We start from the raw sequence: 15,562 nt of genomic DNA on the forward strand, positions 1-15,562 counted from the left end.
GTGCGCGGCGACGCCCGTCACCCCGGCGTCGACCACCACGACGTCCGCGCCGGCAGCGGTCACGACGTCACCCGGTGCATCCACGCCTCGACGTCGTCAGCCTGCCGGGGCAGCCCGCTGGAGAGCAACCGGTACCCGCCGTCGGTGATCAGGATGTCCTCCTCGATACGCATGCCCAGCCCGCGCAGCTCGGCCGGGATCAGCTCGTCGTCGGGCTGGAAGTACAGACCGGGTTCGACGGTGAGCACCTGACCGGCCTCGATGCGCCCGTCGAGATAGGTGCCGGACCGGGCGGCGGCGCAATCGTGCACGTCCAGCCCCAGCATGTGGCCGGAGCCGCACAGAGTCCATCGCCGGTACAGGCCGGAATCCTCCGCCAAGGCCCGTTCCGGTGAGCAGCGCAGCACCCCGAGATCCGCCAGCCCGTGGGCGAGCACCGTCATCGCCGCCCGGTGGAACGCCCGGAACTCCGCACCCGGCTTCAGGCACTCGAGGGCGGCGTCGTTGGCGCGCCGGCACAGCTCGTACAGGTCGCGCTGCAAGGGGCTGAACCGGCCCGAAATCGGGAAGACCCGGGTGATGTCCGCGGTGTACAACGACCGGGTTTCCGCGCCGGCGTCGAGCAGCAGCAGGTCGCCGTCGCGGACCGGGCCGTCGTTGTCGATCCAGTGCAGGGTCGCCGCGTGGGCCCCGGCCGCCACGATCGAGTGGTAGCCGACGTCGTTGCCCTCCAAGCGGGCCCGCTGCCAGAACACGCCCTCCAGGTAGCGCTCCGAGGTGCGCTTCGCCATCGGCAGCGCCCGCACCACATCCTCGAACCCGCGGGTGGTGATCGCCACCGCCTGCTCCAGTTGGTCGATCTCCCAGGCGTCCTTGATCAGCCGCAGCTCCGACAGCACCGCGTCGAACTCCGCGTCGCCCGGTCCGGCCGCGTCGGCCAGCAGCGCATCGACGCGCGGATCGACCCCGCGCAGCACCCGGGTGGGGACGCCTGCCCCGGACAGTGCCGACTCCAGGTCGGCGACGTGCCGGGTCGGCATCGACAGCCGTGCGCGGCTCTCGGCGAGGGTGGGGCGCCGCCCGGCCCACAACTCGCCGTACACCCGGTCGCGGAAGAACTCACCGCTGCGGCGGTCGGAGCGGGGACGCAGGAACAGGGTGGCTCCGCCGTCCGGCTCGATCACGAGCACCCCGTCAGAGGACTGGTCGCCGGTCAGCCAGGTGTAGGCCGAGTGCGGCCGGAAGCGGTAGTGCTGGTCGTTGGACCGCTGCTTGTACCCGCCGGAGGGCACGACGAGCCGTTCCCCGGTGAATCGGGCGTGCAGGCGGGCCCGGCGGGCGGCGGCCCAAGACGCCACGTCGTCGACGGGCAGGTCACGGTGTTCGCTGTCGGCCCAACCAGAGAGCATGAATTCCTCAAGGGCAGGGCTGACCGGCAGGTCGTGGCTACCGGTGTGCAAGTCGGTGCGGGTCACGCGGCCTCCTTAACGGGGGTGAGGGTGAGGGAGCGTCGAAGGTCGCCGCTGAACTCCCATACCGCGACTGTGAAGCCCTCGTCCCGGTGGGCGGTGGGCGGTGGGCGGTGGGCGGGAGGGGCATGACGCGGGGCAGCATGCTCGCCGGCCTGTTCCATCCGGTGGCGCGGCCTGCACCGCCGGGGCGCACAACGCCTGCCCGTTCGAGAACACCTTGCCGAGCAAATCCTTCAGCGCCCCCTGTAATATATTACATGGCACACTAGCAATGTCCGTGGCGACGTCAAGAGTCGTGATCGTGTACTCGACGAGGACCTGCTGACGAACAGTCGTGCCGGCCGGGCCCTGGGGTCGTGCATCTGATCATGCTTGGTCGAGAGTTGTTGATCTGCAAGGGCGGGCGCGTTCGGCAGGTCGAGGAGGCCGCTGGCGGGGCTCAATCTTCATCGGCGGCTCCAGGCGCCGTCCGGGTTTCGGTCGGCCTGCTCGCCTGATTGTGGTTTGGCGACCGCCGCGGCCGGATGTGCATCGACCGCCCCAGAATGTGTCCCGGTCGGCACCCGGATTGACAGGCGTCGTGTGTTGGCGGTTGACGGCGAGCTCTACCTTGGGTGCCATCGACTCTGCCAATACTTCCGCTGGAGTGCTGATGTCCTTGCCCGCTGGACAGGGACCTCGGGCGTTGGGCCTATGGGCGTTCGTGGCCGCGATTCTTGCCGTCGTTGGCGCGATCAGTTGCATCCTCGGCTTCGTCCGCAGCGTGCGGGATGTAGAGCGGTTCTCCGCCGAGATTGGGGACTGCGTAGCCGGGGCGGCGGTAGAGGACACGCGCATCGTCGCCTGTGACGATCCGACTGCGCGCAGGCGAGTGGTGTACCGCGAGATAAGGCCGAGCCCGGTGACAGAGAAGGTCCTCAATGAGACGTGCTCCGGCTCTCCGACAGCCGACGACGTCCTCTGGAAGACTTTCGAGGACGGCCAAGTGCTGATCCTGTGCCTCGAAACCTTGAGACCATAACCCGCCCAAGTGATCACCTCGCTCGCCTCTGGAGCCACCAGGGCGGGCCAACGCCTGCCCTGTCTGGCTGCCGACTCAGTCTGATCACCGGCGTCGATAATCGATCAATAGTGCAAGCGCGAGAACGGGCCGCCGCTTTCGTGGAAGGCCGCCGAAGCCCGTTCGCCGAGGACTGATCGATGACGGCTTGCCGCTGACTGGCGGTCCCGGTGCTGCCGCAGCAGACAGTCGCGATCGCCGCAGGGCGCCGTAGGCGGTCCGCCTGGCCGGCGTCCGCACATGCCGCGAGGCGCGGGTCTTGAGGCTCGGCTACGTGTAAGCGGAGTCCCGGACGCGCTCGAACGCGTCGCGTGTGACGACGAACGGGCTCCAGTCTTCTTCAGGATCATTCAGGCTCGCCTGCCCGAGGTCGCCGTAACCGCAGGATCGGGGTACGTCGGCACGATTCAGGATTGTGCCTCACGCCACCGCAGTGCCGCGACAGCCGCGACACGGCTGGAATCGGGTCGCCTCGAAGCATCCGCTCTTGCGGCCGAGTGGGCGCGCTGGCTGGTGGCTGCCAGCTCCGTGGCTGGGCTTCCGTCCGGCCGACTTCCCGAACTGGCCCATGAGCGGATTGCCCCACCCGCATGCCGTAGCCTGGATGATTTGGTGATCACAAGCCTTGGACTCGACCGGGCGGGTGAATCTGCGGAGGCTGAGGCCACTCGCGGAGGATCGACGCGGGCGCTCCAGACGGGGATCGGGAATGACCACTGAGCGAAAATTCGCGATGCTGAAACCCCGACCCCGGTGATGTGGGAGGTCTTCGGTACTGACCGCTGCATCAGCGCAGTCGACCGCCTGCTCCGCCCGTTCGCGCCGGCACGGTCGACCTTGGAGGCGAAAGTCGGGTAGGGATCGAGTGCCTTGCGGAGCTTGCCGGCGTTCTTCTCGGACTTGGCCACCCTGCGCAACACCGCGGTCAGCCTCCTCCGCCTGGACGGCGTCCCCTCGATCGCACCAGCCTTACGCCGAAACGGCCAAGATCCGTAACGATCCCTACGACTCCTTGGACTCACCCTAAAACGGTCAAATCTCGACCCTGCGAAGGCCCTGGGATCGCGCCCTGGATATTGCCATAACTCATTGATACTTTCCTGTCGCTGCCGTTGTCCCAGCGCCGGGCGGGCAGTGTTGCGAAGATGGGGGCGACCAGCAACGAGTAGGCGCATCGGGGGATCATGCAATTTCGTCTGCTGGGGCCGGTGGAACTGTGGGAGGCAGACCAGCGGGTTGACATCGGCCCGATGAAGCAACGTGCGGTTCTCGCCGCGCTCCTCGTCGATGCCGGGCGACCGATCAGCCCAGATGTCCTGACCGACCGTGTCTGGGGCGACAAACGTCCGGCCCAGGTCCGCAACGTCCTGCACACCTATGTCACCCGGCTCCGTAGCGTATTCGCCCGGCTGCCCACCGGCTCGCCTGGCCGGCGGCCGCAACTGCTCAAACAGCCGGCCGGCTACGTGCTGGACCTGGACGCTCGAGATGTCGACCTACTGCTGTTCCGCTCGCGGGTCGGCGAGGCGGCCGCGGCGCGCACCAGTCAAGCCGACCGGGCGCGGCTGTTGCGGGAAGCTATCGACCTGTGGCGCGGAGAGCCGCTTGCGGGAGTGGCCGGCGAATGGGCGGCACAGACACGCGACGCCTGGCAGATGGAACGGTGCGAGGCGGTGGCGGGCTGGGCACGGACCTCGATCGACCTGGGCCAGGGGGCCGAGGCAGTGGGACCGTTGGAGGATCTGTGCCGGCAGCATCCCTTCAACGAGTCGACTCTCGCACTGCTGATGCGGGCGATGCACGCCGCCGGACGCGATTCGGCAGCACTGGACCGCTATACGGCCATCCGGCGCGTCTTCGCCGAGGAACTCGGCATGGAGCCCGGTCCGGAGCTCCAGCAAGTACATCAAGCGATCCTCCGCGGTGAACTGCCGTCGACCGGCCCCAAGCCGGAGGCGGTGGCCCAGATCCCGACTGGTCTTTCGCACTTCGTGGGACGGGAGTCACACCTGTCCCGTCTAGCGGCTCTGCTCGCGGAGGCGGAGAACCAGCCCACCACCACGATGATCGCCACGATCCACGGCACCGCCGGCGTCGGCAAAACAACCTTGGCCGTGCACTGGGCCCGTCAGAACGCCGACCGCTTCCCGGACGGCCAGCTCTACGTCGACCTGCACGGGTTCAGCGCGGACAGCACGATCGCCGACCCCGCGACGGTCCTACGTGGCTTTCTGGAAGCTCTCGGCACGCCGGCGGGACGCATCCCCGCCGGGCTGGACGACCGCGCCGCAATGTACCGAAGCTTGATGAGCGGCCGGCGAACTCTGGTCGTACTGGATAATGCCCGCGACGCCGAGCAGGTCCGGCCGTTGCTGCCGGGCGCGCCGTCCTGCGTCACCGTGATCACCAGCCGTAACCAGTTGGCGGGGCTGGTGGTGACATACGGTGCCCAGTTGGTATGCCTGGATCTGCTCGACGATGGCGAGGCACGAAGCCTGGTCGTGGACCGGATCGGGGCCGCCCTGGGCGCCCAGGAACCGCAACTGCTGACCGAGATGATCGCGCGCTGTGCCGGACTGTCCTTGGCCTTGGCGGTACTGGGCAGCCGGATGGCGATGCGACCGGACGTGCCGTTGGCCGTCATGGCCGCCGAGCTGCGTGAGACCGGCAACGCCCTCGACGCCTTCGCCAGCGACGACCCGGCCACCGACGCGCGTAGCGTGCTGTCCTGGTCCTATCGGATCTTGAGCGCCCCAGCCGCGCGGTTGTTCCGGCTCCTGGGCGTTCATCCCGGCGAAGACATCACCGCCAAGGCCATGGCAAGCTTGCTGGCAGTCCCCGTGCCGGCGGTCCGAGTTTTCATTCGCGAACTGACTACCGCCCAGTTGCTCTCGGAACATCGGCCCGGGCGCTACAAGCTGCACGACCTGCTCCAGGCCTACGCGGTCGAACTGGCCGGCACCGAGGAGAGCGCGGCCGAGCAGCACCTGGCCGAGCGGCGACTGTTCGACCACTACCTGCACACGAGCTGCGCGGCACGAATAGCGATGAGCCCTTACCAGCTGCCACGAGCATTGGGCGAACCTTCGCCCGGCACCCAAGTCGCGGAAATTCTCGATCATGCCGGCGCGATGGCCTGGTTCGCGGCCGAACATCGCGTGCTGATGAGCACGCTACGACGCGCGGCGGAGTCCGGCGCGTTCCGGCATGTCTGGTTGCTGGGCTGGTCGCTCTCCACGTTCCTGATCCGTGGGGGCTATTGGCAGGACCATCAGGATGCGATGAAGGCCGCCCTCGATGCGGCAGTACGACACGGCGATCGCGCTGGTGAAGCGTTGGTCTTACTGTGTACCGCGATGGGGTTGAGCCGTATCGGAAAGTCGGCCGAGGCGCGGATCAACCTCGAGCGGGCCGTCCGCCTCCAGGCTGAGCTGGAGGACCGGAGCGCTGAGGCGAACATCCACGGCACGCTTGCCAGTGTGCTGACACGCGAGGGAGCCTATCCCGCGGCCCTGCGCGAGGGCCGTCTCGCCGCCGATCTGTACCGCGCGGCCGGCAACACGTCGGGTGAGGCGGCAGCTTGGGGCAGCATGGCATGGACGTTGACCCTCATGGGCCGCCCGGATTCCGCTATCGAACACGGCTTGCGGGCGTTGTCCTTGTCCTCCGCCGTCGAAGATCCGAACAGCCAGGCGGCCACCTGGCACACCATCGGGTACGCCCAGCACCAGCTCGGACGCTTTGACGACGCACGCCGCTCGTACGAGGAATCCTTGGCGCTGCTTCAACGCGGCGTCGACCGGTACAACAACGCGCGGGTGCTCGTCGATCTGGGCGACGTCCGGCATGCGACCAACGACCTTGAGGCTGCCTCTGTGGCATGGTTGCAGGCTCTGAAGATCCTGGTGGACCTCGGCTACGCCGAGGCCGCCGATGTCAGGCGCAAGCTCATGGACCTGCGCCTCGCGATGCTCCGTACCGGGAGTGGTCCGACGAGCCAGGAGCACCAGGTCCACTGAGTTGGCGGCGATTTCGCCCCGGGCGCCCCAGCGGCCAACGCCTCGATTACCCCGCCCGGCGCGCCGACCGGCCCGGCGGCCGGTCAGGGCCGAATCAAGAAACGTTCATGTACGGCCCGCGATTCTTCTCCCAGTCACCGGCGTTGCCGGTCTGAGATCAGGGGGAATCGATGGATCTCACCAGTCCTCATCGCCGGCTCCGGGCCAGTCCTCTCGTCCTGGGTGGAGTCGAGACGTCGCTGATCTTCGCCGCCCCGGCGACCGCTGCGAACTCGGCGCGTGCCCCAACGATCCCGATCCCGCCAGCCTGGTCGCCACGGCCTCCCGGGGGGCAACAGAACGCACATTTATCAGAATTTGATCGACGCAGGGCAATATTCGCTTCGTGGGCTGACCCGCCCTCGGGCATGGCGGTCGCGGCCCGGTTCAGGGCGGCAGAGCTAGAATTCGAAGGAGAGGCAGTGAGACGGTCCAACGTGCTCAGATTTCTTTTTAGAGCGCCAAGCGCAACGTTCAAATCGGTCCTGACGTCCAGCAAAGCCAAGAGCTCTTTCTGTGCTGCCACCGTTGTCTCGGCGGCACTTCTCGCAGGTGTTGTCGTTGCATCCCCTGCAAGTGCAGCTGCAAACCCGAACCCGGCGCGAATCACCTCGGCCTCTTGGTGGTTGATGGAGGAGCTGCTCAAGCTTCAGCCCGGCTCGCAGAACGGCGGCATCTACGCCGACAAGCCCGGGTACCACAACACCCGAGCGGCAAACAGCTCAGACAACTACTCCGTCCGGGACGCCGAGGACAAAGGCGGCCCGTCGGACAAGGCCGCTGCCTATGACTGGACGTTTCCGGAGGCTCAAAGCCTGGCCTTGAGTTCCCTGCAGGTCGATCCGAACGCGGACAAGAAGCTTCCGGCAGGAATTACGGCAGCAGCATCGAACTACAGCAACATTGCCCGATTCTCCAACCGCCTGCTGGCTTCCGGGCAGAACGCCAATGATCCGCGCCTGAACGGGTGGAAAGAGTTCTTCGGCCAAACCGACAATGACACGACCGTCGAGGGCTGGGATTTCCGCTACCATCGCGCAGCGTCATCCGACTCATCCCATCTATGGCATATTCACCTAAGTGAGGATCGAGACAAGGTCGAAAGCTACGACAACAAGCAGGCTCTACTCAGCGTCCTACGCGGCGAGACGGTCGACCAGTGGCTGAACCGCGGCTCAAGTGGTGGTGTGCCGGCGGGTCAGGCGGTGGTTCATGAGGGTTATACGAGTGTGTTCACGGTGAACGCGGTGGACGGGCATTTGCAGGAGTCGTTCCTGGCGCGGCTTGGTGGTGCGTGGATGACGCAGGATCTGTCGGTGGCGGCGGGTACGCCGTCGGTAGCGGGTCAGCCGATGGCGGTGGTGCATGACGGGTACACGAGTGTGTTCACGGTCAATGCCTCGAACGGGCATTTGCAGGAGACGTTCCTGGCTCGTGTCGGTGGTGCGTGGGTGACGCAGGATTTGGGTGCGGTCGCGGTGGGGCAGACGCCGTCGGTCAGTGTCCACGATGGCTTCGTCAGCGTGTTCACGGTCACCTCGGCCGGGCAGATTCAGGAGACGTACCTGTCCCGTCTGGGTGCGGCGTGGGTGACCCAGCCGTTGCCGGGTGGGGTGGTGGCGCCGTACACGTCGGTGGTGACGCACGACGGTTATGTCAGTGTGTTCGCGGTGACGACCGGCGGCCGGGTCCAGGAGACCTTCCTGGCTGGTATCGGCGTTGCCTGGGTGTCGCAGGACCTCGGTGCGGCGGCGGTCGCGCAGGCACCGTCGGTGGTGACGCATGAGGGCTATGTCAGCGTGTTCACTGTCACCGGGGCTGGGCAGTTGCAGGAGACCTACCTTGCTCGGATTGGCGCGGCGTGGGTGACCCAGTCGCTGCCGGGCAGCGCGGTGAAGCCGGCGACGTCAGCGGTCGTGCATGACGGTTACGTCAGTGTGTTCGCCGCCACGACCGGTGGCCGGCTGCAGGAGACCTTCCTGTCTGGTCTCGGCGCGGCGTGGGTGGCACAGGATCTGACCGCCAACCCGGGCACTCCGCTGATGGCGGGTCGGCCGGTCGCGGTGACACATGATGGCTACACCAGCGTCTTCACCATCAAAGCCACGGGTGGTCATGTCCAGGAGACCTACCTGTCTCGTATCGGCGCGGCCTGGACCACCCAGGACCTGACCACCACTGCCGGGACCCCGGCAGCCAAACCGTAACGACTGATCGAAGAGCGTCCGGGCTGCTGCGTTCCACCGGCAGCCCGGACGACGTCCTGCCCCGCCCGGCGGTGTCCACCGAACCGGCAGCCCGGATGGCCGGACGCCTCTCAGCCTGCTTCGGCAACTTCCGCTCGGAGGAGGGCACGATGGTTCCGGCTTACGGCGTGGCATGGCGATCGCGGCGTGTTTCCGCAGTGGATCATCCCGTAAGTAAGCACACCACTCCAATGGATCTGCCGCCGGACGACCAGCGCCGAAGAGCTCGACGAGCCGATCCGCGTCTCGTTCGCGCGCGGATCGAACTGGTAGCGGGACCAGCCGTGTTGCGTGACTACAGCAAGTCGATGAAGCACTACTGGAGTGAGGCGACGTTCATCCCCGACCTGGAGGACGGCGCGGCTGCGTGGCACGTGGCCAGGCGGTTTCTGGAACTGCGCGACGACGACTTCGTGGGCGGTTTCGTACTGCGGCGCTTCGAACGGTTCACCTCCGCCGAAGTACGCACGTGGTGGGTCAACGGTGTGTGCGTCCTGATCGGACCGCATCCCGACAGCCCGCACGGTCCCGCGCCGGCCGGGATCGACCTGGCCCCGATCGCACCGATGATCGCCGGACTCGGCCTGCCCTTCGTCACCGTCGACCTCGCTCTGCGCGCGGACGGCGAATGGCGGGTGATAGAAGTGGGCGACGGGCAGGTGAGCGACCGACCAACCACCGTCGACCCTCAAATGATGATCACGGCCCTGCTTGTCCTGGCCCGATATTGACCAGTCTCAAGCCGATGTGGCGATCAGCATTGCCAAGTGTCGTCCTTGTGAGGCGCTGTCGACGCCGGTGATCGGCGTGTCGAGCGATCCAGCGACGAACGGTGCTTCTGCAGCTGTTTGACCTTGTCGAGGAAACGTCTCCAAGCTCGCACTGCGGGCGAACCTCGGGGGCGGTCCGCTGACCGAGGGCCACGATCTCGCGTCGGGCGAGAGCCGTGAGCCGCGACGTCCGGTGGCTCGACCTCGCCTGAGTGGGCGACGGCGGGTGTCGGTGAGCCCGCCGCCGCTTGCGCACCCGGAACTTCCCGAATGAGCAACATGCTTCGCCCGGTGCGGCCTCTGGCCGCGTCTCCGTGGAGTCCGGTCGGGCTTATTGCCAAAGTATGGCAACTACGTAATGCTGGCAGCAGTGGGCGGGTGCCTCGGCAACGCGATGATCCGAAATTCCGTCGGGGTGCCCGCCCAGGTCACGTGACGACGATGGTGCGAGGAGCTGCTGGTGGCCGTCTACTCTCTGCCCGACATGCCGTACGACTACGGCGCGCTGGAGCCGGCGATGTCCGGCGAGATCCTCCAGCTGCACCACAGCAAGCACCACGCCGCGTACGTCAAGGGCAGCAACGACGCCCTGGAGCAGCTCGCCGAGGCCCGCGACAAGGGTGACTTCGCGGCGCTGGTGGGGTTGGAGAAGACGTTCGCGTTCAACCTGTCCGGGCACGTGCTGCACTCGATCTTCTGGAACAACCTGTCTCCGGACGGCGGCGACCGCCCCGACGGTGAGCTGGCCGCCGCGATCGACGAGCACTTCGGCTCGTTCGACGGCTTCGCCGGGCAGCTCTCGACGGCGACCAAGAGTGTGCAGGGCTCCGGCTGGGGCGTCCTGGCCTGGGAGCCGCTGGGCCGGCGGCTGATCGTGGAGCAGGTCTACGACCACCACGGCAACGTCGGGCAGGGTTCTACGCCGCTGCTGGTGTTCGACGCCTGGGAGCACGCCTACTACCTGCAGTACCGCAACGTTCGCCCGGACTACGTCGACCGGCTGTGGAACCTGGTCGACTGGGCCGACGTGACCGCCCGCTTCGACGCCGCCCGCACCGTCACCCCGAAGCTCTGACCGGCGTGACCGGCCCGGTCCCGGTCGCCGCCGACCTCGTGCAGCGTGCCGCCGGGGTCATCGCCGCCCGCCACCGCGGTGACCTCGCCGGTGCGGAGGCGCTGCTGGCCTCGTTCGACACCGACCAGGCGCGCACGCTCGGCTTCTACCTGCTCGCCGATCTCGCCCTCGGGCTGGTCCGCGCGCAGACCGGGCAGTCCCTGGACGACCTGGTCCGGGAACTCACCCTGCTCGTGGCGGCCACACCGCCACCCCCGCCCGGCTGACGGCGCCCAGCGCCGCGCCGCCCGTCGGCGCACGATCTCCTGGCGTACGTCATGGTCAAGCGGTTGTCCGTGCGCGTGGCGGCAGCGGCTGCCGCCGCTCTGCTCGCGCTCGCCGTCGTGGGCTGCTCGTCGTCGGCAACGTCGACCGGCGGTGCGGGCGGCGTCGGGACGCTGGTGGTGGGCTACCGCGGGTGAGCCGGACACCCTCAACCCGGTGCTGAACTATGGCCCCGACGTGCGTCGCTGATCTTCGACGGGCTGGTTTCCCGCGACGCCCGCACATCGATCCCCCACTAGTTCCTTCAAACGGGCCGGAACTTTTGCCATGAGAACAAAAAGATAACTATGTATCGACGGAAGCGCTTGTTGTCGCGACCATGGTCGGATGCGTCGTCTCATCCCCGCACTCGCCCGGCCGCTTGTCGGCCTGACGGCTCTGCTGTTCGCGGCTGTCCTGCTCCTGGTGCCGGCGCGGCCGGCGGCGGCGCACGGGACGCTGGCGATGTCCGTCCCGGTAGCGGGGGCCACCGTGTCGAGGCCGTTGACCGACGTGTGGCTCTACTTCACCGAGAAAGTCGCCTCCAACGCCCACTTCACCATCACCGCTCCCGGCGGCGGGCGGGTCGACGGCGGCTGGAGCTACGGCGAGCCGCGACCGCTGCCCAAACCGGTCACCGAGTACGTGCTCACCGACGGGCTGTTCCAGCCCCGCGAGTACGCCACCGGATTCCCCGCGATGGTGACGGTCGCCCACCTGCCGGCGGTGGGTGAGTACACCGCCACCTACCTGTCGGTCGCCTCCGACGGCGAGCCGGTGCGCGGCACACTGACCTTCCGGTACACGGGCCCGGTGACGGCGGAACCGACCGGCTGGCGCCCGCCGACCGACCAACCCGACCCCTCGCTGCTGGCGGCCGCCGCGCAGCACGAAAGCTCCGGGCACGGATCGGGAGCGGCGACCTCCTCGGCCCCCGCGCCGGCCGCCGCCGCGCCGTCACCCGCCGTCGCGGCGCCGCCGACCGACGAGGGTGGTGCCGCGCGGATCGGCTGGGTGGGCGCCGGGGTGGCACTGGTCGCGGCCGCGGTCGGTCTCGTGCGGTGGCGACGCCGACCGGACCCTGGTAGACCGCCTACGCGTCAGCGGGCAGGGACGAGGCAGAGGCGACCCGGCGCCAGCCCCGCCGGCCGGGCGGGGACGTCCGCTCGCGCTCGCACCGACCCTCCCGGCCTCGGTCCGGGCAATACGCGGCTCGCGCTGCTCGTCGGCGCGCTGGTGGCAAGCCTGCTGGCCGGATTCGGGCTGGGACGGATCGACACCGGCGTGGCGACCGCCGGCGCCGCACGGCCGGCCGGCGTCACCGCACCGGTCGCGACCGGCGCGGCCGAGGCTGCCGGGGACGGACACCGGCACCCGCCCGGCGCCGGCGCGCACACGCACCCCGGCGACGGCGGCGCCGATCGAACGCAGGCGACCGGCACCACGGTCAGCGCCGGCGGCTACACCCTGCGGCCCGAGCGGCGCTCCCAGTCCGCCGGCCGGAGCGAGGACTACCGCTTCCGCGTCGTGGGCAGCGACGGGCGGCCGGTGACCCGTTTCGCCGTCGTCCACGACAAACCCCTGCACCTCGTGGTGGTGGGCCGCGACCTCACCGGCTACCAGCACCTTCACCCCAGCATGGCGCCCGACGGCACCTGGAGCGTGCCGCTGACGCTTCCCCGCGCCGGCACATACCGCGTCTACGCGGACTTCTCCGTCTCTGCCCCCGGCGGCACCCCGACGCCGTTGGTGCTCGGCGTCGACCACCACGTCCCCGGCGCGTACGCCCCGGCCACCCCGCCGTCACCGCGACCGCAGGCGACGGCCGGACCGTTCACGGTGACCATGGCCGGCACGCCCAGGGCCGGCACCACCGTGCCGCTGGCGTTCTCCGTCCGCCGCGACGGCAGCGCCGCCGAGGTGGCGGTACAGCGCTACCTCGGCGCCTACGGGCACCTGGTCGTCGTCCGTGAGGGCGACCTCGGCTACCTGCACGTCCATCCCGAACCGGAACTGGTCAACGGGGCGATCTCGTTCTGGCTCACCGCGCCGGGCGCGGGCCGCCACCGGGCGTTCCTGGACTTCCAGGTCGACGGCACGGTGCACACCGCCGAGTACACGATCGACGTGGACTGAACGGGCCCGCTCACTCGACTGCGCGGAGCCGGCAGAGCGGCTGCGATGGTGGCGCGGCTGCGGCGTGCCGCGCCACCGCCGCGGACCCACCAGCCGCACCGTTCAGATGGCGGCGCCGCCGGTCGCCTCGGCGGTCGCCGTGTCGCGGCGCCGGCGGGCACCGAGCAGCAGGTCGACCGCGAGGAAGGCCAGCAGGCTCACCCCCAGCAGCGGCAACACCCACCCGACCGCGAAGACCAGGGGTACGCCGACCGCGACGCCCCAGGCGGGCAGCCGCTGCCACGCCCCCCGGCCGGGTGGGGTGCCGAGCGGGGCGCGCCGGTCATGGCGGGTGGGGCGGCGCTGCCACCACATCCGGTAGCCCCACACGGTGACGCAGAGCAGGCCGAGGGCGAGCGCGGCGAGCAGGATCTGGTTGACCGGGCCGAGCAGCACTCCCATGTGCGCCTGGATGCCGAGGCTGCTCACCCGCGCCAGCAGCGGCCAGGAGGTGAAGTCGCTGCGGGCGGTGACAGCGCCGGAGGCCGGATCGACGGCGACGGCGTCCTTGCGTACCGGCCAGGAGTTGTCGACCTGAACCACGCTCCACGCGGTTCCCGCCTCGGCGGGTGGGGTGATCTCGACCGGCCCGTCGAGGCCGGCGTCGCGTGCCAGCGCGAGGACCCGGTCGGTGTCGGCCGGGTCGACCGGCGTGGCGCCCCCGCCGCCGCCGTGGTGGCCGGTGTCGGCGACGGGGGTGACCGCCCCGGGCAGCGTGGTCGACAGTTCGGGCGCGTGCGCGTCGAGTGCGTCGAGGGCGGAGCTGAAGTTCCCGCCGGCGTAGCGGGACCAGGTCAGCCCGGTGACGGACAGGAACAGCAACCCGACGGCGAGCCACACCCCTGTCGCGGCGTGCCAGCCGCGGGTGCGCCGCACGCCCCGCTTCGCGGTGAGGTCGGGTGCGACGAGTCGCCGGGCCCGGCTGCTGCTGGTCCGGTGGCGCCGCCACCAGAGGATGAGCCCGCCGAGGACGAGGACCCACAGCCAGCTCGCGGCCAGCTCCGAGTAGTAGCGCCCGACGACGCCGAGGTGCAGGTTGCGGTGCAGATCATCGAGCCAGGTGGTGGCCGGCGTCGACCCGAACCAGGTGGTGAGGGTGCCCTTGACCTGCGCGGTGTACGGGTCGACGTAGACGGTGTGCTGTTTCTCGCCGAGGGTCGGCACGTCGAACACCACCCGGGTGGTGGCGTCGCCCTCGCCGGGGGCGACGCTGGCGACGGTGCCGCCGGGGTGCGCCGCCCGCGCCGCGCCGATCTGTTCCGCTGTCGGCCGTGGACGGTCCCCGACCCGGTCGACGGTGAGCTGGTCGCCGTAGAGCGTCCGATCCAGCTGCGGCGTGACCGTGTACGCCAGGCCGGTCAGCGCGGCGATCAGCAGGAACGGCGCCACCAGGATTCCGGCGTAGAAGTGCAGGCGCAGCAGCAGGCCACCCCACCCGTTGTCGGCGGACCGGGTCGGCGGCGGTGAGGTGTCAACAGGAACCGTCATGCGTCGATCCGATCTCGTGGGGAAAGGGCGTCGGCCTTCCTAGTCGGCGCGGGACCCGCGCTGGTTCCCGCACCCGCCCGCCGCGGCGCGCGTTTCCACCGTTCGGTGGAGTCCGGGAACTTTTGCCGCCCCGCCGCCGACCATTACGCCGGTGCCGGAGGACCGGCCCGAGACCGGATGCAAAGGATGCGCTGATCATGAATCGGACTGCGTTCGCCCGGGTGGCGACGATCGCCGCGGGCGCCGCCGCGCTCACCCTCGGGCTGGCCGGCCCGGCCGCGGCCCACGTCACCGTCAACCCGTCGACCGCGGTGCAAGGCGGGTGGACGAAGGTGTCGTTCCGGGTGCCGAACGAGACCGACAGCGCCGACACCACCAAGATCGAGGTCAACCTGCCCACGGCCACGCCGATCGCGTCGGTGTCCCTCAAGCCCCTCACCGGCTGGACCGCCACCACCGAGAGCACCAAGCTGGCCACGCCGATCAAGACCGACGACGGGGAGATCACCGACGCCGTCACGAAGATCACCTGGACCGCCGGGCCGGGCGCGGCGATCAAGCCGCACCAGTTCCAGGAGTTCGACGTCTCCCTCGGCCCGCTACCGAAGACCGGCCAGGTCGTGTTCAAGGCCCTGCAGACCTACTCCAACGGCGACATCGTCCGGTGGATCGACGAGCCCGCCGCCGGCCAGGAACCCGAGCACCCCGCGCCCGTGCTCACCCTCACCGCCGGCAAGGACGACACCACGTCCGCCCAGCCCGTCGCCGCCGCGGCGCAGACCAGCGGTGACACCGACTCCGACAGCGGCAACGGGACCGCCTACGGCATCGCCGGCATCCTCCTCGGCCTGGCGGGCCTGGTGGCAGGGCTCCTCGCCTACCGCCGGGCGGTCCACCGGAACTGAGCGCATCCCT

General features: G+C 69.3%; 10 protein-coding genes and 1 pseudogene. 9 read left to right on the forward strand and 2 right to left on the reverse strand.

Annotated features, from left to right (window positions below; all coding sequences use genetic code 11):
- Positions 1–59 precede the first annotated feature (59 nt).
- A complete protein-coding gene (locus ACLQ2W_RS25670; protein ID WP_425789351.1) occupies positions 60–1,475 on the reverse strand; it encodes an aminopeptidase P family protein in 1,416 nt (471 codons plus the stop codon).
- Positions 1,476–2,124: 649 nt separating this feature from the next.
- On the opposite strand from ACLQ2W_RS25670, the gene ACLQ2W_RS25675 reads away from it, so the two are divergent.
- The 8 genes and pseudogenes from ACLQ2W_RS25675 (at position 2,125) to ACLQ2W_RS25710 (ending at position 13,120) form a co-directional block, all read left to right on the forward strand.
- A complete protein-coding gene (locus ACLQ2W_RS25675) occupies positions 2,125–2,493 on the forward strand; it encodes an LppU/SCO3897 family protein (protein ID WP_425789353.1) in 369 nt (122 codons plus the stop codon).
- A 1,247-nt stretch (positions 2,494–3,740) separates the two neighbouring features.
- On the forward strand, positions 3,741–6,551 hold the full coding sequence (locus ACLQ2W_RS25680) for a BTAD domain-containing putative transcriptional regulator (RefSeq protein WP_425789355.1): 2,811 nt from the start codon (positions 3,741–3,743) through the stop codon (positions 6,549–6,551).
- Between the two features lie 524 nt (positions 6,552–7,075).
- Positions 7,076–7,753: pseudogene (locus ACLQ2W_RS25685) on the forward strand (hypothetical protein); the annotation flags it as partial.
- A gap of 1,274 nt (positions 7,754–9,027) precedes the next feature.
- Positions 9,028–9,567 (forward strand): ATP-grasp domain-containing protein, encoded by a 540-nt coding sequence (locus tag ACLQ2W_RS25690; protein ID WP_425789357.1) that lies wholly within the window; start codon positions 9,028–9,030, stop codon positions 9,565–9,567.
- A 499-nt stretch (positions 9,568–10,066) separates the two neighbouring features.
- Positions 10,067–10,681 carry a superoxide dismutase gene (locus ACLQ2W_RS25695; protein ID WP_425789359.1) on the forward strand — a complete coding sequence of 205 codons (615 nt, stop codon included), beginning with the start codon at positions 10,067–10,069 and terminating at the stop codon, positions 10,679–10,681.
- Positions 10,682–10,686: 5 nt separating this feature from the next.
- Positions 10,687–10,947: a superoxide dismutase gene (locus ACLQ2W_RS25700; RefSeq protein ID WP_425789360.1), complete on the forward strand. Its 261-nt coding sequence runs from the start codon at positions 10,687–10,689 to the stop codon at positions 10,945–10,947.
- Between the two features lie 51 nt (positions 10,948–10,998).
- Positions 10,999–11,142 carry a hypothetical protein gene (locus tag ACLQ2W_RS25705; protein ID WP_425789362.1) on the forward strand — a complete coding sequence of 48 codons (144 nt, stop codon included), beginning with the start codon at positions 10,999–11,001 and terminating at the stop codon, positions 11,140–11,142.
- Between the two features lie 190 nt (positions 11,143–11,332).
- Positions 11,333–13,120, forward strand: a complete 1,788-nt coding sequence (locus ACLQ2W_RS25710; protein ID WP_425789364.1) for a copper resistance CopC family protein — start codon at positions 11,333–11,335, stop codon at positions 13,118–13,120.
- 102 nt (positions 13,121–13,222) lie between these two features.
- On the opposite strand, the gene ACLQ2W_RS25715 is transcribed toward ACLQ2W_RS25710, so the two are convergent.
- A complete protein-coding gene (locus tag ACLQ2W_RS25715) occupies positions 13,223–14,647 on the reverse strand; it encodes a PepSY-associated TM helix domain-containing protein (protein ID WP_425789366.1) in 1,425 nt (474 codons plus the stop codon).
- Between the two features lie 197 nt (positions 14,648–14,844).
- Between ACLQ2W_RS25715 and ACLQ2W_RS25720 the strand changes: the two genes are divergently transcribed.
- Positions 14,845–15,552: a YcnI family protein gene (locus ACLQ2W_RS25720; protein WP_425789368.1), complete on the forward strand. Its 708-nt coding sequence runs from the start codon at positions 14,845–14,847 to the stop codon at positions 15,550–15,552.
- Positions 15,553–15,562: the final 10 nt, after the last annotated feature.

It is taken from the genome of Micromonospora sp. DT227 (genome assembly GCF_049841835.1).
Classification (GTDB): domain Bacteria; phylum Actinomycetota; class Actinomycetes; order Mycobacteriales; family Micromonosporaceae; genus Micromonospora.